The sequence below is a fragment of the Mycobacterium sp. genome (genome assembly GCF_004298145.1).
GTDB lineage: Bacteria > Actinomycetota > Actinomycetes > Mycobacteriales > Mycobacteriaceae > Mycobacterium.
In genome coordinates this window covers 185,749-204,493 of sequence record NZ_SCRH01000045.1, presented here as the reverse complement: position 1 = coordinate 204,493, position 18,745 = coordinate 185,749, and the positions used below count along the sequence as shown (strand labels likewise).

Below are 18,745 nucleotides of genomic sequence, written 5' to 3'. Positions count from 1 at the left end.
GCGAAATCGACAATGTCGTCGAACTTGTCGGTGGTCTCGTTGCGCAACAGCTCCAACGCGTGAAGGATCCGGTCCTTGCGGGGAAGCGATGTCGTCATGGTTGCCTACTTCTTCGCTCCGTGAACTCCTCTGGTGTACGAGCACCGAATGGACCTCGAGCCCTACCGAATAAACCTTACGAAAATAGGTATAGGACGTCAATCTCGGGACGTAGGCACACCGGTCGATCACGGGTGGCTCGAGGGGAAGGGACCCGGCGGTTTTCGCGGTCAGGGCGCCGCGAGGAGACGGAGCGCATTGCCCGATGCACGTAAACCTACTAACATTAGGCAAGCTCGCAGGATGGTGCGCCCGCCAGGCCCCGAAGCGGCAGAGCTACCCACCGCCGCGTCTTGCACTCTGGGCCTCACGACGCCAGGTGCCCACCACGATAGGAAGGGACCGGATTGACATCGATGTCCGCGACGTCTAGGCCGCCGCGGTTGCCCTTGTGCGCGCTACGCGTCCTCGACCTCACCGAGGGCGCCGCCGAATGGTCCGGCCGCATCTTGGCCGACCTCGGCGCCGAAGTCATCCGCGTCGAGCCGCCCGGCGGATCCCCGGGTCGCCGCGACCAGGTCGGCTTCGCGCTGCGCAACGCCAACAAGGCTGGGGTGGTGCTCGACCTCGATGGCGCGGCCGGCCGGTCCGCGCTGCTGGAACTGGCGGCCGACGCCGACATCCTGCTGGAATCGTTCAGCCGCGAGCAGGCCCAGAGACGTGCGTTGACGCCGGCCGCGCTGCTGCAGGCGAACCCCGCTCTGGTCGTCGTGTCGATCACCGATTTCGGGCGCACCGGCCCGCACCGCGACCACGTGGCCACCGAGGACGTTCTCGCCGCCGCCGGCGGTGTCTTGTCGCGGTCGGGCCCTCCCGGCGGCACGCCACTGCTGCCACCCAGGGGCGTGGTGGCGCTGACCGTCGGCGTGCACGCCGCGTGGGCGGCGCTGGTCGCGTACGTGAAGCGGGTGCGTACCGGCGAGGGCGAGCATGTGGACGTCTCGGCGTTGGAAGCGGTGGTCCACGGGTTCGACCCGGGCTTCGGCTCCCAGGGGTCGGCCGCGGCCGGACGTTCGGAGACCTTTCCCCGTGGCCGGCCCGACGCCGCCAACTACTATCCCATCTATTCCTGCGCCGACGGACACGTCCGGATCTGCCTGCTGGCCACCCGTCAGTGGCGTGCCATGTTCCACTGGCTCGGCGAGCCCGCCGAGTTCGCCGACTCGCGATTTGACTCGATCCCTGCCCGCTTCGCGGCCTCCGACCGGCTCAACCCGCTCATCGCCGCGCTGTGCGCCGACCGCGGCCGCGACGAGCTGGTCGCCGAGGGCACGGCCAGGGGCGTCCCGATCGCCGGTGTGTTGACGGTCGACGAAGTGCTGGCCAGCGAGCACTTCACCGGCACGGGCACCCTGGTACAGGCGGACATCGCCGACGGCCTGCGCGCGACGGTGCCGTCCGGCTATGTGTTCGTCGACGGCGCGCGAGCGGGGCTGGTTCGGCGCGCCCCCCGGCCCGGGGAGCACAACCACCTGCTGACCACCGCCCGCTCCAGACGACCCGACCACGACCTCGGGCTACCCGCGCTGCCGAGTGGCGCCGCGCCGCTCACCGGCCTGCGGATGCTCGATCTGGGCGTCATCGTGTTCGGCGCCGAACTCAGCCGGCTATTTGCCGACCACGGCGCCGACGTCGTCAAGGTCGAGAACTCCGCCTTCCCCGACGGCCTGCGCCAGACCCGCAAGGGCGGCGGAATGAACGCCTCTTTCGCCTGGGGCCATCGCAACAAGCGCGGCCTGGGTCTCGATTTGCGCCGTCCCGAGGGCGCAGGCCTGTTCCGCGAGCTCGTCGCCGACGCGGACATCGTGTCCGCGAACTTCAAGCCCGGCACGCTGGAAGCGCTCGGGTTCAGCCACGACGAATTGGCCCGCATCAATCCCCGCATCGTCGTCACCGACAGCAGCGCCTTCGGCAGCCGCGGCCCCTGGCGCAGCCGGATGGGTTACGGGCCACTGGTGCGGGCGTCGTGCGGGCTGTCGTCACTGTGGCGAGACACCGACGCGAATCCCGATGAGCCCAGCGCGTTCTGCGACGGTTCGACGGTCTATCCCGACCACGTCGCCGGCCACGCCGCGGCGGTCGCGGCGCTCGCGGCCATCATCGGGCGCGGCGCCACCGGAGCCGGCCACGCCATCGAGGTACCCCAGGCCGACGTCGCCGTGTACGCGTTGGGTCCGACCCTGGCCGCCGCCTCCAGCCAACCGGGCAGTGTCGACGCCGAAGGCAACCTCCGGGGCGGCCTCGCCCCGGCCGGGGTGTTTCCCTGCGCCGGTAACGACGAGTGGTGCGTGATCGCGGTGCGCGATGACGACGACTGGCGGAGGCTCACCGCGGCTACCGGCCTGCCCGACGACCCCGCCCGGCGCGGCTATGCCGGGCGCGCCTCCGAGCGCGCGCGGATCGAGGAACAGCTCGCCGCCTGGACCGCTCAGCACGATCCCGTTGACGTCGAAGAGAAGTTGCAGGCCGTCGGCGTTCCCGCTGCGGCGATGGTGCGGCTGCCCGAGGAACTCATCCACCCACAACTCGTCGCGCGGGATTCCTTCCACACCTTGGATCACCCCATGCTGCAGCGGCCCATCCCGGCCTCGGCGCGCATCGCCCGCTTCTCCAGCATTCCCGACCCGGCGCAGCGCCCCGCACCCACGCCCGGCGAACAGACCCGAGAAATATGCGCATCGCTGCTGCGCATGAAAACTGACAAGATCGACCGCCTCGTCACCGCCGGGGTGCTGCAACCCCCGCCCGACGATCCCGCGTCGCCCCGGCCCGGCGCATCGGGACACGGCGACCCTGCGACAGTGCATTCATCCGCCGGGGGCTCAGCTCACACAACGAAAGGACGTGGCACCCATGAACATCAGCCTGGATAGGGACGCGTTCTTCATAGGCGGCGCCTGGGTGCCCGCGTCCGCCCCCACGAGTGGTACCGAGGTGCTCGAGGCGGCCACCGGCAAGGTGCTGGGCACCGCGGCATTGGCCGGCAGCGCCGATGTCGACGCCGCGGTGAGCGCCGCGGCCGAGGCGCTGCGGGGTCCGTGGGGGGCCACATCCGGGATCGAGCGCGCCGAGGTGATGCGGGCGATGGCCGCGTCGCTGCAGGCACGGGCCAAGGACACCGCCGAATTGGTCAGCCGCGAAAACGGCATGCCGCGAAGGCTTTCCCTGGGCGCCAACGGCTACTTTCCGTCCATCGCGCTGGGCTACTACGCCGGCCTGGCCGAACACGTTGACGACGAAGACGTCCGGCCGGGTGCGCTTTCGCAGGTCACTGTTCGGCGCGAACCCATCGGAGTCGTCGCCGCGGTCATCCCGTGGAACTATCCGATGAGCCTTGCCGCGATGAAGATCGCCCCGGCGCTGGCCGCCGGCTGCAGCATCGTGCTCAAACCGCCGCCGGAAACAGCGCTGGACGCTTTCGCGTGGGCCGAGGCCGCGCTCGAGGCGGGCCTGCCCGCCGGTGTGCTGAACGTGATCCCGGGTGGCCGCGAAAGCGGCGCCGCGTTGGTCGGCCATCCCGGGGTCGACAAGGTGGCCTTCACCGGCTCCACCGGCGCCGGCCGCGCCATCGGTGAGATCTGCGGGCGGCTGCTGCGACCCGTGACCCTCGAGCTGGGTGGCAAGTCCGCGGCGCTCATCGCCGATGACGTCGAACTGGACACGTTTGTGGCGGCGCTGCCCGACATCTGTCTGCCCAACAACGGGCAGACCTGCCACGCAGCGACCCGCATCCTCGCCCCCGCCGCGCGGTACGCCGAAATCGTCGACGCGGTTACCGACACGGTCCGCGCGTTGCGCATCGGCGACCCCCTGGACAAGGCCACCCAGATCGGTCCCATGGTCAGCGCGGCCCAACGTGCCCGCGTGCTCGGTTACATCGATGAGGGCAGGGCCGGCGGGGCGCGGCTGACCGCCGGCGGTGGGGCGCCCGCCGATCAGTCCCTGGGCTGGTTCGTCGAGCCCACGGTCTTCGCCGACGTCGACAACGCGATGACGATCGCCCGCGAAGAGATCTTCGGGCCGGTGTTGTGCGTGCTGCCCTACTCCGGCGACGACGAGGCCATCGCCATCGCCAACGACTCCGACTACGGTCTGGGCGGCACGGTGTGGACGAGCGACCCGGAACGGGGCGCGACGCTGGCGGCCCGGATGCGCACCGGATCGGTCGGAATCAATCACTACGCGCTCGACGTCGTCGGCCCGTTCGGCGGCGTCAAATCCAGCGGGGTGGGTCGCGAACTGGGGCCCGAGGGCCTGGCGCCCTACGTGGCGCTCAAATCGGTCTACCGGGCGCCGGTCAGGGAAAACCGTTGACCGGTGCGCTCGTCGGGCTGGGCATGACCGAGCTGGGCAAGGTCTTTGGGCGGTCGTCGACCGCGCTGGCCGCCGAGGCCGTGCAGCGCGCGGTCGCCGATGCGGGGCTGGCACTCAGCGACCTGGACGGCCTCCTGGTCAGCGCCGGCGTCAAGCAGGATGTCGGGGTCGGGCTGGCCGCGGTGTTGGGCCTGGGTGAGCTGGATCTGCTGGCCCAGGTCAACGCGTTTGGCGCCACCGCCGGGGTGATGGTCGCCCAAGCGGTGCAGGCCATCGCCGTGGGTGCGGCCACCACGGTCGCGTGCGTATTTGCCGACTCCCCCTTGAAGCCCGACCGCTCGGCGGGCGCGTCCTGGCGCTCGCCCAGCCGATCCGGCAGCGCCGCGGCGCGGGGATTGGCCGGTTGGTCACTGGCCTCCGGTGCGGTCAACCCCAACATCCTCTACGCGTTGTGCGCGCGGCGGCACATGCAGGCCTACGGCACGACCTCGCGGCAACTGGGCGAGATCGCGGTCGCCCAGCGCGCCTGGGCCGCAGGCAATCCCATCGCGCAGCTACGCCAACCGCTGACGATTGACGAACACCAGGAGTCGCGGTGGATCGCCGAGCCGCTGCACCTGCTGGATTGCTGTCTGGTCAGCAACGGCGCCATCGCCGTGGTCGTCACCGCGGCCGAGCGGGCCACAAACCTCGCTCACCCTCCGGTCCACGTGTGGGGCTACGGGCAGGCGCACGCACCGAGGCAAATGCGTGCGGGATCGCCGTGGGGAGTGGTCACACCGGCGGCGCGCTCAGGGCCGCAGGCCATGCGGATGGCCGGCATCGGGGTCGACGACGTGGACATCGCGCAGCTGTATGACTGCTACACCTACACGGTGCTCGTCACCCTCGAGGACTACGGATTCTGCGCCAAGGGCGAAGGGGGCGAGTTCGTGTCCGACGGCAGGCTGGCTCCCGGCGGCAAACTTGCATGTAATACCGGTGGCGGGCAACTGTCGTCGTACTACATGTGGGGCATGACCCCGCTGTCGGAGGCCATCATTCAGGCGCGCGGCGACGGCGGAGCGCGCCAGGCCCCCCGCAACGACGTTGTGCTCGTCAGCGGCAACGGCGGCATCCTCGAGCACCACTCCACGCTGGTGCTCAGCCCCCATGAACGCAGGATGGCGGCATGAGCGCCACGCTGCCCGCCGTCGTCCGCGACGAGGCCAGCGCGTCGTTCTTCGACGCCGCGGCGCGCGGCGAGTTATTGGTCAAGCGGGGCCCGTCGGGAACGGTCCTGCCCCCAGAGACGCGCACCGATCCGACGACCGGGTCGTCGGACCTGCAGCCCTACGTCGCCACCGGCGAGGGGACACTGGTGAGCTGGGCTGTCGTGCGCCGCGCGCCATTGCCGGCGCTCGCCGCATCCGTGCCCTACGTCAGCGCCATCGTCGAATTGGCAGAGGGCCCATGGCTCATGGTGCGGCTGCTGGCCGAAGAACCGGACCGGCTGAGCGTCGGCGATCCGGTGCGGGTGCGCTTCCTGCGTTCCGGCGGAGACGAATCAGCAGGCGAAGAGGACTGCGAAGTGCTACCGGTGTTCGAGGTCGCGCCGAATCCGCGCCAGGATGGGCTGTGATCGTTGACACGTTCTAACCTACTGAAATAAGGTTTTCTGCGCGTGGCCGCGTTTGCGGGCCAGCCGATTGTCGAGCTGCTGCTTGCCGCGCCGTGACCCGATCCGCAAGGGAGAGCGCACCCGATGACCGAATTGATAACCGACGGCTTGAGTTATTGGGCCCGGCAATCCCCCGACCGTGCCGCCATCGTGTTCGACGGTGCGGACACCGTCGACTACTCGACGTTGGACCGCTGGACCGACAGTGCCGCAGCACATCTCACCGCTGACGTGCTGCGGCCCGGCGATCGGGTTGGGATCATCGGTGACAACAGCCTGGAATGGGTCGTCTCGGCGATCGGAGCGCTCAAGATCGGGGGCGTCGTCGTCCCGTTGAACAACCGCTTCACGTCCGAAGAACTGCGATACCTGATCGAAGATTCCGGCCCCTCGGTCGTCCTCGCCGATGACGCCCACCGAGACCAGATCACCGCGGCCGTGCAAGGAACCCCGATTCAGGTGCGGCGGCTGGAGGACTTCACCGCGTTGCGGCACGAAGCGCACCAGCCGGTTCCGCGCCGGGCCGACGCGCACCCGGACGACATCACGCAAATCGTCTACACCAGTGGGACCACTTCTCACCCAAAAGGTGTGATCTTCACCCACCGCAGCACTTTCAATCTTGTCGCCGACCTCGCCATCACCGAACCCGCGTTTCGGCCGGGCGCTCGGATCATCTATACCCTGTCGATGTCGGGCGCTCCGGGCCTACTCTGGCACATCCTGCACCCGTTGATCAGGGGCATGACCATCTACTACGAGCGCGGCTTCGACGCCGCGACCACACTGCACCGACTGGGCTCCGAACGGATCCAAGTCCATTCCGGTGTCCCGGTTCTCTACGAGCGCATGGCGGCCCATCCGGATTTCGCGTCCGCCGACCTGTCTGCGTTGGAACTGGCGACGATCGCCGGTGCCTCGGCCCCGATCGCGACGATGAAGTCCTGGCTGAGCAAGGGCGTGATCGTTCAGCAGGCCTACGGAATGACCGAACTGGGGGGACTTTCCACCATCAACCCCAAGGAGCAGGCCATCGAGTGGCCCGAATCAATCGGTGATGGAACGGTTTTCACCCGGCTGCGGGTCGTCAGGCCCGACGGTACCGACTGCGATCCCGATGAGCCCGGCGAGATCATCGTGTCCGGTCCCGGTATCGCCCCGGGTTATTGGCGCAACGATCATGCTTACGCCGCCGCGATGCGGGACGGCTGGTTTCACAGCGGCGACGTCGGTATCAGGGACGCCCACGGGATCCGCGTCGTCGACCGGCTCAAAGACATCATCATCACCGGTGGCTTCAACGTTGCGCCGTCCGAGATCGAGGCCGTGATCGCCGAGATACCCGGAGTGCTCGAGGCCTGCGTGATCTCCGCGTTCGACCCCGGATTTGGCGAGGCGCCCGCGGCGATCATCTACGCCGAACAGGACGCGACGCCAGAGGCGATCACCGAGTACTGCCGCGCCCATCTCGCCGGATATAAAGTGCCACGCCACATCATCATTCAGCACACACCGTTGGCCCGTATGGCCAGCGGCAAGATCGCACGGCGCCAAATCCGGGATGCGCACCCCGAACTGACGCGGTCCAACCAAGCAGCGGGGTGAGGTTGTTCGGTTAGGAGGCCGTCGACCGCTCGAAATCGCTTGTTCCCGAGCCGAAGTGCTGCCCCCAGTGCTGCGGCGGCGGCGCGGTGTCCGGAACGGATGGCGCCGCGCCGCGCAGGAAACTACGGATGGCCTCGGCGAACGCCCCGGTTGCGGATCGGTGGTTGGCGGCCACCGCCGTGACCAGTTCAGGTTCGGTGGCCGGGTCGGCGTTGGCGTATGGCCGGCCTCCCCCGCCGTCACCGCGCATCGCCTCGGTGATGCCGGCGCCCAAGGTGAACTTGTCCAGGCCGTCCATTATCAGCACGACTTGTTCCAGCGGCACACCGATCTCGATGAGATAGAGGGCGGATTCGTTGTAGTTGCGGATCAGCACATCGCGGGGCATGAACTGCAGCAGCAGGGGCACAGCGTTGCGGTGTCGCAGCATCGATTCACGAAACGCCAGGCTCAGCGCCACAAGCCATTCGATCCAATTGGGTACCGACTGGGGGTCCGGCAACCGTGTCTCAACCACGATCGCCCGCGCCACCGCCTTCAGGATCTCAGCTTTGTCCGTGAAGTGATGGTAGAGCGACGGCGCCTGCACGTTGAGCTCCCGTGCGAGCCGGGGCAAGCTGAGCGCATCGAGTCCCTCCGTGTCGATGATGCGCAGCGACGCCTCCACCACGGCGTCGGGGCGGATTAGGGGCTTGGAGGGGCGGGGCATAGTCACATTATCGACTATTGGCTCCCCAAAAGCAGCAGCAGCCGCGCACCGGCGCCGAATAAACCTAAGACCAACAGGTAAATCATGGTGGTCTAACCGGCGCTGGGCTGCAGGTTCGTACCGCTTTTGCTGGTCCTCTCGGTGTGCTCGGTGATGTGACTGGCCCGCAACATCAGCCACGTCATCGTCACCATCCAGACGAAAAACGACACGCAAAGCAGCCACCAGGCCAGGATCCCGTTCCAGGCGACGGGGCCGGAATGCACGAAGACGACGAAACTACCCGGCGCAACGCCCAGGGCCGTCCACATGTTGAGGTAGGCAGACCAACGTGGCAGCACCGGCCGCGGATGGCGGTCCGCGAATACGGCGATCGCGATGATCGCCATTTGGACCATTGCCGTGCCGACGACCCCGACATACGGGAGCCATGCCAGATCGTTCAGCATTTGGATCGTCTCGGGGCTGCGCTCGCTCCGGTATGCGGCCGTCTGCCACACCAGTTGCGGGAAGATGAACTCGAGAATCAAGCACGAACCGGCGATCAGCTGTGCGGTGGCCAGCGGCGAATCGCTGCCCGCGATCCGCCGGATCTGATGGGTTAGCGCCGCGACGAAGAACGCCAGGAACGGTGCCGCCGCGGTCGTGATCCAGAGGCCGGTCCGGATCCGGCCCCGTCCCGCGGCGAACATCCGCGCCACCGCCTCCGCGCTCATCCCCGGGGCCGGCGGCGGTATGAAACCCGCGAACAGCCAGAAGCCGACAAAGAAGAGCGGGGCGAAAGTGATTCCGCCCCATACGCAAACGCGCTGCTGTCGTTCCGTCATCATGGTCGAGCCTTCCGTGCGGATGTCAGGACAGGACTTGGCCGGAGAGCAACCGATCGGCCGCCCGTTGACCGGAGATCGTCGCCGATTCCAGGTTCTCGAATGCCTGGGAGTCACCGGCCGGCTGAATGCGCCGATCCTGATCGCACAGCTGCCGGAACTTTCCAAGGTCCCGATGGAGGCCGACCGTCGTGTACTCCTCGCGCCGGCGGTGCACATCGGCGAATTCGGTGTGATCGGTTATGCCGGGGAGGACCTGCTCCAGCGCGCCGAGGATGGCCTGGCGCATTCGGTCGGCGCTGTCTTCCCAGTGCTTGGCGCTCCACGAGCCCAGGACCGCGACGTTGAACAACCCCTTGTTCACCGGTGCGCGACCGGGCGCCTTGTGATGGCCGAACATGACTCCGGTGAGGAACGGATGGCCGGCCCGCGGAACCCGGACATAGGTCGACATCAAGTGACTGATTCGTCCTCAGTGTCGGCCCGTCCACCTGGTCCGCGCGCGGCCGCGCATCGTTTCGCCCGGGCGAGGACCCCGCCCCGGACGACGACGACATCATCGGTCATCGCGGCCCCCTACCGTTTGAACGTGTCGATGATCTGCAGGTAGCAGTCCTCGGATTCCTCGGCGGTGAACGGAGGCACGTAGGACGTGTGCAAAGCCAGGTGCGGTAACCCCTTGTAGTTGTCCAGTTTCTGGCGGCACTCGTCCGGTGTCCCGGTGATGGAGAACAGCTCGACAAGCTCTTCGGGGGTGTCCTCGAACGCCGCCAGCCCCTTCTGCATCATCGACACCCGCAGCTCGTTGACGAGGTCCTGCACGCCCTCGATCTCGGCGACCACGTCAGAAACCGGGTGGGCAATGTAGAAGCCGACGTGCTTCTTCGCGCGCGCCAGCGCGACATCGCGGTCGGGGTGCACGCAGCAGATCACCTCGCAGGCCAAATCCAGCGCGTCCACATCGCGGCCGGCCGAGCGCGCGCCCTCTTCAATGTTGGGAAGCACGATCTGCTCGAAAAACTTTGGTGTCCACAGGTATCCGACCCAGCCGTCGGCTTTGGCCCCGCACAACTTCAACATCTGGGGCCGCATGCCCGCGACGAGAATCGGGATCTGCGGACGCACCATCTCACGCAACCCCCACGGGTTGATCGGCGGGGCGACGAAGTTGTAGTAGGAGCCGGTGAAGGGCTTGACCTCTTCACCGGCGAGGTATGCCCAAGAATGGCGCAACACGTCGACGTATTCACTCAGCCGCTTGATCGGCTTGTTGAAATCGGTGGAGTGAAAGGATTGCAGAAACTCCGGAACTCCGGTGCCGAGCCCGAATTTCATACGGCCGCCGGACAGTTCGTCGACATCGGCCGCTGCGTTCGCCGCCTCGAACGGTGAACGGTTGAATGCCGTCGCCAGCCCCGAGCACAGCTCGATGTTGGAGGTGGCCAACGCCGACGTGCACAGCATCGCAAACGGGTTGCGGTAGACCTCATAGGTCCACACCGAATCTAAGCCCGCCTCATCGGCCATCCGCGCGTAATCCGGTATACGCGAAAGCGCCGCCGTACGACTGGGCATCGTGATTCCGAGTTTCAAGTCCCTAACCCCTTTCAGGTTGAACTGCTGACTGTTTCGTACAAAGCGGGCATGACGACTCGTGCAAAGCGTTCTTGGTTGGCCACCGCGACGTCGGGCGCCAGGGTGCCGAACGCCGAGACGACGATGAGTCCGCCGGCGTCGGTGCGGCGCACGATCTCACGGGTCTTTTCGATGACGTCCTCGGGCGTCCCCCAAGGCTGCAGCTCGGCCAGGAAGCGGGCGAACTGCTCGTGACCGTGCTTGGCGATCGTGCGCGCGATGTTGCCGTAATACTCGTAGCCGGGTATTTCGGCCGTTGCCTCGTCGGCGAACCCGTAGTGATCGATGGTCGACCGGTAATAGGCCACAACCTGTTCAAAGTATTCGGCGGCAATATCGGGATCCTCGTGGCAGGCGTTGAAGATCACCACCATCGGCTTCGGTGGGTCGCCGCCCCGGTACCGCCGATAGTGTTCCCCATAGCGCTGCAGGTCGCCAACCGTTTGTTCCCAAGGCTTTTGCAGGAAGATCATGATCCCCGCGCCCAGGCGGGCCAGGACCTCAGCGGACTCGGGAGAGATCGAGGACGCGAACACCCGTCCGCGCAGCGGCGCCAGCGGCGCCGGCCGTAGTTCTACACCGCGGATGCGTCCGGTTTCAAACGCGTCCAGCAGCTCAGCGGCGCACTGGTCGAAGATCTGTCGGGAGCGCGCCATCTCGACGCCGAAGCCGTCGAACTCCTGACGGGCCAGACCGCGCCCCATGCCGAGGATCAGCCTTCCGCCCGAAAGGTGATCGAGCACGCATGCGTGTTCGGCCAACCGGATCGGGTCATGCCACGGCAACACCGACACCATCGTGCCGAGCTGCACCCGTTGGGTCCGCGCCGCAACCCAGGTCAAGAACTGCAGCGGGTCGGTCGACATCGAATAGCCCGCGAAATGGTGCTCGACCGCCCATACCGAGTCAAAGCCGAGCTGCTCGGCGCGGTCGGCGAGCGTCATCTCCGTTCGCCAAACTTCTTCGTCGGGTCGACCGTCGAGGTTCTGGAAGAAGTGCCCGTGCCCAATTCGCATCATGGGCCGCCGTCCTTATCCACGGTCACACTCCTGAACGGGCGTGTACCTCACATGAAGCCCAAGCACGCCTGGCAGCATATCAGCGTGGCGCGTACTTGTGAACGGTCGTTGACACTATGGACGAACAGACACACAGGTCGGAAGCTGCGGCTCAGCATCTGGCGCCGGTCGAGGCCCGCCATGCCAGGATCGACCGCTTCGGGGCGGTTACCGTTGACGCGACGACGCCTTGGAATTACTGATCGCACCCCTGTCCGTCGCCACCCACGTGGTGCGTGAGGCCTTCGGTTGTTAACGGTCGGTTGCAGCAGCGATCCGGGTAATGTATGAGCGCTACAGTGCATTCGACGCTACTTTCCGGTCATCGTTCTCCGCTATACATGACCAGGAAGTGGAGCATCCGGGTCCACGCCCCCGCGAGGTCCCACCAGATGACACCTTGACGACCGTCATGGAATTCAGGCCGAAGTTGAATTTTGAGAGGTGATTGACGTGAAACTCGGTGTCACGATGCCCAACCGGACCCGGGTTGGGCCAGAGCTTTGCGACGCCGTCAAGGGCGTGCGGCGGTGAGCGGCCCGGCGAGGCCGGTCGAACCCGACGACGTCATCGTTGTCGGTGCGGGCCCTTCGGGGCTCGCCGCGGCGCACCGGTTGGCGCAAGCGGGCATGGCGGTTCGGATCCTGGAAGCGGCGGATCGCGTGGGCGGCAAGATGTCCACCAACCACCGCGCCGGCTACATCATCGACAATGGGGCGCTGTTCGTCACCAGCACGTATGGCAACGTGCTCTCGATCGCCGATCAGCTCGGAATGAGCGACGACGTCGTTCCGGGCAGATTCGTCCTGTCGGTTGTCCGCGATGGCGTCTTGCACGATCTCGACGGAGACCACCTGGTCTCCGCCATCGTCAAGACCAAACTGTTGTCGCTGCGGGCAAAGGCAGAGCTGGTCAAGCTCGTTCCCGAGTTGGTGCGGTCGAGGAAGGCACTTTACGAACGCATTCCAAGCACCGGCGAGTACGACGTCGAGTCCGTGGACGAGTGGGCGCGCGCACACCTGAGCCCGGAGCTGCGCGAGTACCTGATCGGCGCGCTCATGCGCGGCATTGCGGCGACCTCGGGCCGGACGTCGTCACGCGTCGACTTCCTGGCGCTGCTCACGCTGCTCGGCGGTGCCAAGCTCCTGGCGTTCAAAGAGGGCATGAACTCCTACGCCGATCGCATCGCGCAGGACAAGAAGGTGGATCTGGGTGCGACTGTGGACAGCGTCGAAGCCATCGAAGGTGGCGTGACCGTGAAGTGGACCGACAGTGGAGGCACACAGCGGATCGAGCGGGCCGCCGCCTGCGTCGTCGCCACGCCCGGACAGATCACCGCGGAGCTGGTTCCGCAGCTTGATGACTGGCGTCGGGGATTTTTGCGCCGGGTCCACAACAACCCGTTCATCATCATCAGTGTCGGTCTGTCGCGCCGTCCTCCGTTGGATGCCACATACGTCCTGATACCGGAATCCGAGCATCCGTTCATCACCGGCGTCATGGTCGATCACAATAAGGCCGAGGGGCGCGTGCCCGCGGGCAAAGGCCTACTGACACTGACGATTCTAGATACCTGGGGTCGCGATCACTGGGACGATGACGACGACGAGATCCGTCGCTCGGTCCTCGGTGGCCTGGAGAAGATCCTGCCCTGGACCGCCGGAGCGGTGGATTTCGTCGACGTCAGCCGGTGGCATCTCGAAGTCAGTCCGATCGGCTTCTACCGCGACCTCGGCAAGTTCCGCGCGCTCTGCGAACAGGACACCCGCATCCAGCTGGCCGGCGACTCGCAGAGCATGCAGAACATCGAGGCCGCAACGACGACGGGCCTACGCGCGGCAGAGCGGCTGCTCGCCACCGGAATCCTGCGCTGACCGCTGGCTAATGCGGGAAGGCCTTCGCAGGGCGCAAATTGGAATCTCAGCCCCGTAAATGACGTCCCGCCCGGCTCACGGCGGTGCGGATTTGAGGCCGGTGATCAGGTATCGCAGACCGACGTCGAACGCGGACGGCGACCCGCCCCGTCCGCGTCTGGTCTCGATCATGACCGCACCGAGCAGGTAGTTGAAGAGCACGCTGATTCCGTCGGTCGCCTGGCGCTCGTCGTACCCGCCGCCGCGAAGTATGTCGAGGAGGTGTTCACGCGCTTCGGCGACCCACTCGCCCGTGAGCTGTTGCGAGACCAGAATCTCCGCGATGCCCGGACGATCGATGAGGATGCGATGCAGGTCCCGGATGGCGTCGTAGAGCACGTCGTCCCAGGCCGCGGTAGTCGCTGCACGGATCGACGGGACGGTGATGGTGCGTGCGACGAGGGCCTCGAGGAGAGCCTCTTTGGAGTCGAAGTAGCCGTACAGGGTCATATGGCTGACGCCGAGGTCGGCGCTCAGGCGGCGAAAACTGACGGCTTCGAGGCCATCGGCGTCGAGGATCGCCAGCGCCACGTCGATCACATGCTCGACGTCGAGGAGTGCACGGCGCCCGGGCCGGTTGCCAGTGGTCATTGCCCAAAAGGTAAAACATCGAGGTTGACTTCAAAAATTTACGGTGTAAATATTACCGAATAGAATTCGACAAGCAAGGGACACCGTGAGACTTGGATTGCTACTGCCCACGATGCAATCCGTGGACGTCAATCGCGCCGCCCTTAGCGCCGCGGAGCAGGTGGGGGTCGACGACGTCTGGGTACTGGACCACATGATGGGACTCACCCATCCGGCCGTCTGGCCGCTGTTTCCCGCCGCCCGGGCACTCCCCGACCCCGATGCCCTGCTGGACCCCTTTTGCGTCGCGGCGGCTCTGGGCCCCACGACTGATCTGCCGATGGGCACCTGCGTCACCGACGCCACCCGACGGCGAGGCGGCGATCTGGCGCGTGCCGCACTCACGCTGCACGATGCCTGTCGGGGCGGCTTCGTCCTGGGTCTCGGATCCGGCGAGGCGGAGTCCATCGTGCCCTTCGGCTATGACTATGACTCCCCCGTCGGCAACGTGGAGCGTGCCCTGCGCGAGATCCGATCGTTGCTTGACCACGGTCGCATGCCCGAAGGTGTTGGGCGCACCGGACTTCCGCGCGACGGCGCCGGGGGCATCCCGCGGGTATGGGTTGCCGCACAACATCCACGGATGCTGCGGCTGACGGGTACGTACGCCGACGGCTGGCTGCCCCTGCCCAGCAGCGTGGACCGCTATCGCGAGCAGTTCGAGATCATCAAAGCCGCCGCCGCGGCCGCCGGCCGACCCGTACCCGTGGCCTCGCTGGTGCCCGCGACGATTCTCGGAGATTCCCGCGAGCAGGTCTTGCAGACCCTGGAACGGCTACCGGTCGCGCGCTTGATCGCCTACTACCTGCCCGCCGCGACCTGGCGCGAGTACGGCCTGGAGCATCCGGGTGGGCCGGACTGCCGCGGCCAGGCCGACATCATCCCACACACCATCGAGGCCGAACGGCTCGTCGACATCGCCGACAAGATCCCGGTGGAGCTCGTCGAGGAGCTCGCCTGGCTGGGCAACGCCGACGAAATCGCCGAGCGCATCGCGCCCTACGCCGAGTCGGGCGCCACCCACCTGCTGCTGGGCGACGTCACCGGAACCACCTACGCACCCGAGGAAGCGGCCCGCGTGATCGGCGAACAACTCCCTCGGCTGCGAGCCCTGCTCCGAGAACTGTGACGACGACCGAAAGATGACAACGACGCGGATGACCATCGACACCGAACGCGAAATCACTCCGGAAGACGACTCGTTTCGCTTTCACGAGCGGCCCCCCGAGCCGTTCTGGAACGAGTCCGGCCTGTTCGGGTTCATGATTCCCGAGCGCAAGATCGACGGCTACTTCTATGTCTGGCACCGGCCGAACATGAACCTGACATCGGCGGGCGTCGCGCTGTGGGACGACACGGGCATGGAAAGTCACAACTGTCTATATTCGGAATGGTTCCACTTCAACCCGATGGCCCCCGACACCGACATGTTCGACTTTGAGCTTGGTAACGGCATGCGCTGCAACACTATTGAGCCACTCAAGCAGTATCGACTGGGCTACACCAGCGACACCTGTTCGCTCGACCTGCTCTGGACCGGCGCCTACAAGCCGCCGAACCTGCACTACTCCGGCGAGCACGGCTTCGACATCTACGGCGGCGTCCACTACGAACAACTCGGCGCGGTGACGGGCACCATCACCTTGGACGGCGAGCAGATCGCAGTGGACTGCCACCACTTCCGCGACCACTCGAGGGGGCTGCGTCCCGGTCCGGCGCACAACCTTCCCGGCGGCGGGTTCGACTTCGCCTGGGCGTCGGACCGCACCTCGTTCGCGGTCACGTCGGCACGGCCCGACCCCAAGGCGCCGGTGACCGCCCGGTCGATCGACCAGGTCAGCTACGGCCACATGACCAAGGACGGGATCACGGCGCATGTCGTCGACGGCACCCGCGAGGTCCTGGACCGCGAGGTGGACGGCCGACCCCGCCGGGTCGCCCTGCACCTGGTGGACGACCGCGGCCGCGAACTGCGCGCCGAGTCGGAAGTTCAGAACTGCCTCAAGTGGCACAGCATTTGGCATATGCAGTGGTGCCTGGCCGGTTGGGACGTCGACGGTGAGCCGGGCTGGGGCGAGAATCAGGACTGGTTCGACATCGACGTCATCCGTGCCCACCAGCGCCGGGCGCTGAGCACCGGACACCCATAGGCACGGACGGAGGTTGCTCACGATGATGGTGTCCAGTTCGGACCAGCTCACCCCCGAGTGGTTCACGCGAGCGCTCGGGGCTCTCGGCCCCACGGTGACCGACGTCCGGCTCGAGCACGTGGGCGGCGGTGCGATGTGCCAGATGCTGCGCGCGACGTTGACCTGGGACGCCACCACCGAAGGTTCACCCGAGTCGGTGATCGTGAAGTTCCCGACGTCGGATGCCGGTACGCGCGCCCTCGCCCAGGCCATGCGGATGTATGAACTCGAGGTCCGCTTTTATCGCGAGCTTCTTCCGCATCTGGCCGATGTGAACACTCCCACTTGCTATTTCGCCGAACTCGACGAAGCGACGGGCGCGTTCACACTGGTTCTTGCCGACCTTAGTGGGCGGACGCGCCCGGGTGACGTCCTGACGGAAAGCACGGGCGACGAATGCACCGCGGTCTTGACCGAGCTCGCCCACCTCCAGAGCGCATCATGGAATTCGCCGATCACCGCGGCAATGCCCTGGCTCGCGGATCATCAACGGACAGTGCAGGTTTTCGACTCGATGCCCGCCGGGCTCGAGCCCTGGCTCACCCGCTTCGGGCACGCACTCGAACCTCCCCAGGTCGTGCTGTTCGAGACCGTGATTCCGCAGGCGGGCAAGTGGATCCGAGCGTGGGGCGGCCCGTCTGTCGTTCAGCACGGCGACCTGCGCACGGATAACATTCTGTTCAGTCGCGACCCCGTCCCGCGGGCCACCCTTCTCGACTTCCAGACCGTGCGCCTCGGACCGCCGGGAATGGACCCGGCATACTTCCTCGGCTCCTCACTTTCGACGGAGACACGGCGCTGCGCTGAGCGCGCACTGCTCGCGGAGTTCCATGACCGCCTCACTGCGACAGGCGTTTCCGGGTATGACTTCAACGACTGCTTCCGGGCCTACCGCGAAGGTGCCCTTTATGCCGTCTACCTCTTTTGCGGCCTGTCGAGCCAGGTTGCGCCTTCCGAGCGCATCGACCGGGTAATCGCGGACCAGACCCGCCGGTACGCGGACATGGCACTGGACCTGGAGGCCGCGCAGCTCGCCGGCCTCAGGTGATCTCGCCGTTAAGCAACCCGTTCACCCCGCGCCCGGGGTCATGTAGGAGGGCGGGACGATGAACGAATCCGGATTGACCGACATCCAACTCCACGGAATGAAGTAGGCGACCGCAGCCCACACCGCGCAGAACCCGATGACCGCCAGCAGCGCGATGGGTGTGCGCCACCGCGGCGACCATCGGGCGATGCCACGTTCCAGGAAAGAGACACCGCCCGGATCGTCACGCGCGGACATGCGCAGGTAGGTGAATCCTGCGGCGTAGATACCGACGAAAAGGCTTTCGTAGACCGGGAATTGAAATCTTGTGCCGGCGAACAACGTGAACGCCTCCCAGGTCCGGGGGAACGCATACACCCGGGTCCGGAGGAAGAGTTGCTCGATCACGATGTCGATTCCGAACACCGCAACGAACGCCATGCTGAACGACCGGATGTTCGCGATCCCCGGATAGCGTCTGCGCAGCGCCACAATGATGCGGCATTCGATCGCGGCCAGACCGATCCCGAGGTAAAGGTACTGCGGGATGAACCAGGCGAGCCCCTCTGCGTATCGCGTCGGCCCTTGATGCAGGGGGAAGAACGCGAGCCACGATCCCATGTTGAGGGCATGCGCATTCCACGCGAACGTGTAGTGGAAGTAGTTGATCAGCGGATCGATACCCGACGCGAGCAGGGAGCCGATCACGATCATGCCGTCGAGTGTCAGCCGCCGCTTCGCGATCAGGGGCTTGACCAAAAACACCCAGATGGTCCCCGCCACTATCAGCAGGCTGACCACCTCGATCACCCGCAATATCAGCAGTGCCGCACCGTCAAAGGTATCGGGCCCGTTGATCGGAGCGGGCCGAAACAGCTTGTCCGAAGTCATCCAACGCAGCCACGCCTGGCCGATGAACGCTATCCACAACGCACCGGCCACGGCCCACAGCGACACCGCACCGCCCCGGTCCTGCGCGGCGTCCTGACGGCCCGGTGTCGCCACCGCTGTCGACGTGTTGTGCATGGGCCTCTCCTGCCTCAACGGTCTATCCGAAGGTGAAACGCGTTCAGAGCTTT

Annotated in this window: 16 protein-coding genes; 9 read left to right on the top strand and 7 right to left on the bottom strand. The window is 66.4% G+C overall.

Going from position 1 to position 18,745, the window contains the following annotated elements:
* Positions 1-455 precede the first annotated feature (455 nt).
* The 5 genes from EPN51_RS18650 to EPN51_RS18630 all read left to right on the top strand — a co-directional run bounded on the left by EPN51_RS18650 (position 456) and on the right by EPN51_RS18630 (position 7,678).
* The gene (locus EPN51_RS18650) at positions 456-2,972 is read left to right on the top strand and encodes a CoA transferase (protein ID WP_293045227.1); all 2,517 of its coding nucleotides are present in this window, start codon (positions 456-458) and stop codon (positions 2,970-2,972) included.
* Complete coding sequence (locus EPN51_RS18645; RefSeq protein WP_293045225.1) at positions 2,953-4,413, top strand: aldehyde dehydrogenase; 1,461 nt, start codon at positions 2,953-2,955, stop codon at positions 4,411-4,413. The genes EPN51_RS18650 and EPN51_RS18645 overlap by 20 nt, the downstream gene beginning before the upstream one ends.
* The gene (locus tag EPN51_RS18640; RefSeq protein WP_293045223.1) at positions 4,410-5,588 is read left to right on the top strand and encodes a thiolase family protein; all 1,179 of its coding nucleotides are present in this window, start codon (positions 4,410-4,412) and stop codon (positions 5,586-5,588) included. The genes EPN51_RS18645 and EPN51_RS18640 overlap by 4 nt, the downstream gene beginning before the upstream one ends.
* Entirely contained in the window at positions 5,585-6,034 is a 450-nt protein-coding gene (locus EPN51_RS18635) for an OB-fold domain-containing protein (protein WP_293045221.1), read from the top strand. The genes EPN51_RS18640 and EPN51_RS18635 overlap by 4 nt, the downstream gene beginning before the upstream one ends.
* A 123-nt stretch (positions 6,035-6,157) precedes the next feature.
* Positions 6,158-7,678 carry an AMP-binding protein gene (locus tag EPN51_RS18630; RefSeq protein ID WP_293045219.1) on the top strand — a complete coding sequence of 507 codons (1,521 nt, stop codon included), beginning with the start codon at positions 6,158-6,160 and terminating at the stop codon, positions 7,676-7,678.
* A gap of 10 nt (positions 7,679-7,688) precedes the next feature.
* On the opposite strand, the gene EPN51_RS18625 is transcribed toward EPN51_RS18630, so the two are convergent.
* The 5 genes from EPN51_RS18625 to EPN51_RS18605 all read right to left on the bottom strand — a co-directional run bounded on the left by EPN51_RS18625 (position 7,689) and on the right by EPN51_RS18605 (position 11,865).
* On the bottom strand, positions 7,689-8,387 hold the full coding sequence (locus tag EPN51_RS18625) for a TetR family transcriptional regulator (RefSeq protein ID WP_293045217.1): 699 nt from the start codon (positions 8,385-8,387) through the stop codon (positions 7,689-7,691).
* A 92-nt stretch (positions 8,388-8,479) separates the two neighbouring features.
* Positions 8,480-9,214 carry a hypothetical protein gene (locus EPN51_RS18620; protein ID WP_293045216.1) on the bottom strand — a complete coding sequence of 245 codons (735 nt, stop codon included), beginning with the start codon at positions 9,212-9,214 and terminating at the stop codon, positions 8,480-8,482.
* Positions 9,215-9,239: 25 nt separating this feature from the next.
* Positions 9,240-9,668: an FAD-dependent oxidoreductase gene (locus EPN51_RS18615; RefSeq protein WP_293045214.1), complete on the bottom strand. Its 429-nt coding sequence runs from the start codon at positions 9,666-9,668 to the stop codon at positions 9,240-9,242.
* 122 nt (positions 9,669-9,790) lie between these two features.
* Entirely contained in the window at positions 9,791-10,789 is a 999-nt protein-coding gene (locus EPN51_RS18610; RefSeq protein ID WP_293045212.1) for an LLM class flavin-dependent oxidoreductase, read from the bottom strand.
* A gap of 32 nt (positions 10,790-10,821) precedes the next feature.
* A complete protein-coding gene (locus EPN51_RS18605; RefSeq protein WP_293045210.1) occupies positions 10,822-11,865 on the bottom strand; it encodes an LLM class flavin-dependent oxidoreductase in 1,044 nt (347 codons plus the stop codon).
* Positions 11,866-12,437: 572 nt separating this feature from the next.
* Here EPN51_RS18605 and EPN51_RS18600 point away from each other — a divergent pair.
* A complete protein-coding gene (locus EPN51_RS18600; RefSeq protein ID WP_293045208.1) occupies positions 12,438-13,781 on the top strand; it encodes an NAD(P)/FAD-dependent oxidoreductase in 1,344 nt (447 codons plus the stop codon).
* Positions 13,782-13,856: 75 nt separating this feature from the next.
* Here the strand turns inward: EPN51_RS18600 and EPN51_RS18595 are convergent, their stop codons facing one another.
* Entirely contained in the window at positions 13,857-14,411 is a 555-nt protein-coding gene (locus EPN51_RS18595; RefSeq protein WP_293045206.1) for a TetR family transcriptional regulator, read from the bottom strand.
* A gap of 121 nt (positions 14,412-14,532) precedes the next feature.
* Here EPN51_RS18595 and EPN51_RS18590 point away from each other — a divergent pair, with 121 nt between their 5' ends.
* The 3 genes from EPN51_RS18590 (at position 14,533) to EPN51_RS18580 (ending at position 17,687) form a co-directional block, all read left to right on the top strand.
* Positions 14,533-15,579: an LLM class flavin-dependent oxidoreductase gene (locus EPN51_RS18590; protein ID WP_293045204.1), complete on the top strand. Its 1,047-nt coding sequence runs from the start codon at positions 14,533-14,535 to the stop codon at positions 15,577-15,579.
* Positions 15,580-15,592: 13 nt separating this feature from the next.
* The gene (locus tag EPN51_RS18585; protein ID WP_293045202.1) at positions 15,593-16,600 is read left to right on the top strand and encodes a hypothetical protein; all 1,008 of its coding nucleotides are present in this window, start codon (positions 15,593-15,595) and stop codon (positions 16,598-16,600) included.
* Positions 16,601-16,742: 142 nt separating this feature from the next.
* On the top strand, positions 16,743-17,687 hold the full coding sequence (locus EPN51_RS18580; protein ID WP_293045200.1) for a phosphotransferase: 945 nt from the start codon (positions 16,743-16,745) through the stop codon (positions 17,685-17,687).
* A 21-nt stretch (positions 17,688-17,708) separates the two neighbouring features.
* On the opposite strand, the gene EPN51_RS18575 is transcribed toward EPN51_RS18580, so the two are convergent.
* Positions 17,709-18,692 carry a spirocyclase AveC family protein gene (locus tag EPN51_RS18575; RefSeq protein ID WP_293045198.1) on the bottom strand — a complete coding sequence of 328 codons (984 nt, stop codon included), beginning with the start codon at positions 18,690-18,692 and terminating at the stop codon, positions 17,709-17,711.
* Positions 18,693-18,745 lie beyond the last annotated feature (53 nt).

What these genes read in the sequence shown, in the direction of transcription:
- EPN51_RS18650 (WP_293045227.1), top strand. Translation starts at nt 456, where the DNA reads ATGTCCGCGACGTCTAGGCCGCCGCGGTTGCCCTTGTGCGCGCTACGC.
- EPN51_RS18645 (WP_293045225.1), top strand. Translation starts at nt 2,953, where the DNA reads ATGAACATCAGCCTGGATAGGGACGCGTTCTTCATAGGCGGCGCCTGG.
- EPN51_RS18635 (WP_293045221.1), top strand. Translation starts at nt 5,585, where the DNA reads ATGAGCGCCACGCTGCCCGCCGTCGTCCGCGACGAGGCCAGCGCGTCG.
- EPN51_RS18630 (WP_293045219.1), top strand. Translation starts at nt 6,158, where the DNA reads ATGACCGAATTGATAACCGACGGCTTGAGTTATTGGGCCCGGCAATCC.
- EPN51_RS18625 (WP_293045217.1), bottom strand. Translation starts at nt 8,387, where the DNA reads ATGCCCCGCCCCTCCAAGCCCCTAATCCGCCCCGACGCCGTGGTGGAG.
- EPN51_RS18620 (WP_293045216.1), bottom strand. Translation starts at nt 9,214, where the DNA reads ATGACGGAACGACAGCAGCGCGTTTGCGTATGGGGCGGAATCACTTTC.
- EPN51_RS18615 (WP_293045214.1), bottom strand. Translation starts at nt 9,668, where the DNA reads ATGTCGACCTATGTCCGGGTTCCGCGGGCCGGCCATCCGTTCCTCACC.
- EPN51_RS18610 (WP_293045212.1), bottom strand. Translation starts at nt 10,789, where the DNA reads ATGCCCAGTCGTACGGCGGCGCTTTCGCGTATACCGGATTACGCGCGG.
- EPN51_RS18605 (WP_293045210.1), bottom strand. Translation starts at nt 11,865, where the DNA reads ATGCGAATTGGGCACGGGCACTTCTTCCAGAACCTCGACGGTCGACCC.
- EPN51_RS18595 (WP_293045206.1), bottom strand. Translation starts at nt 14,411, where the DNA reads ATGACCACTGGCAACCGGCCCGGGCGCCGTGCACTCCTCGACGTCGAG.
- EPN51_RS18585 (WP_293045202.1), top strand. Translation starts at nt 15,593, where the DNA reads ATGACAACGACGCGGATGACCATCGACACCGAACGCGAAATCACTCCG.
- EPN51_RS18580 (WP_293045200.1), top strand. Translation starts at nt 16,743, where the DNA reads ATGCTGCGCGCGACGTTGACCTGGGACGCCACCACCGAAGGTTCACCC.
- EPN51_RS18575 (WP_293045198.1), bottom strand. Translation starts at nt 18,692, where the DNA reads ATGCACAACACGTCGACAGCGGTGGCGACACCGGGCCGTCAGGACGCC.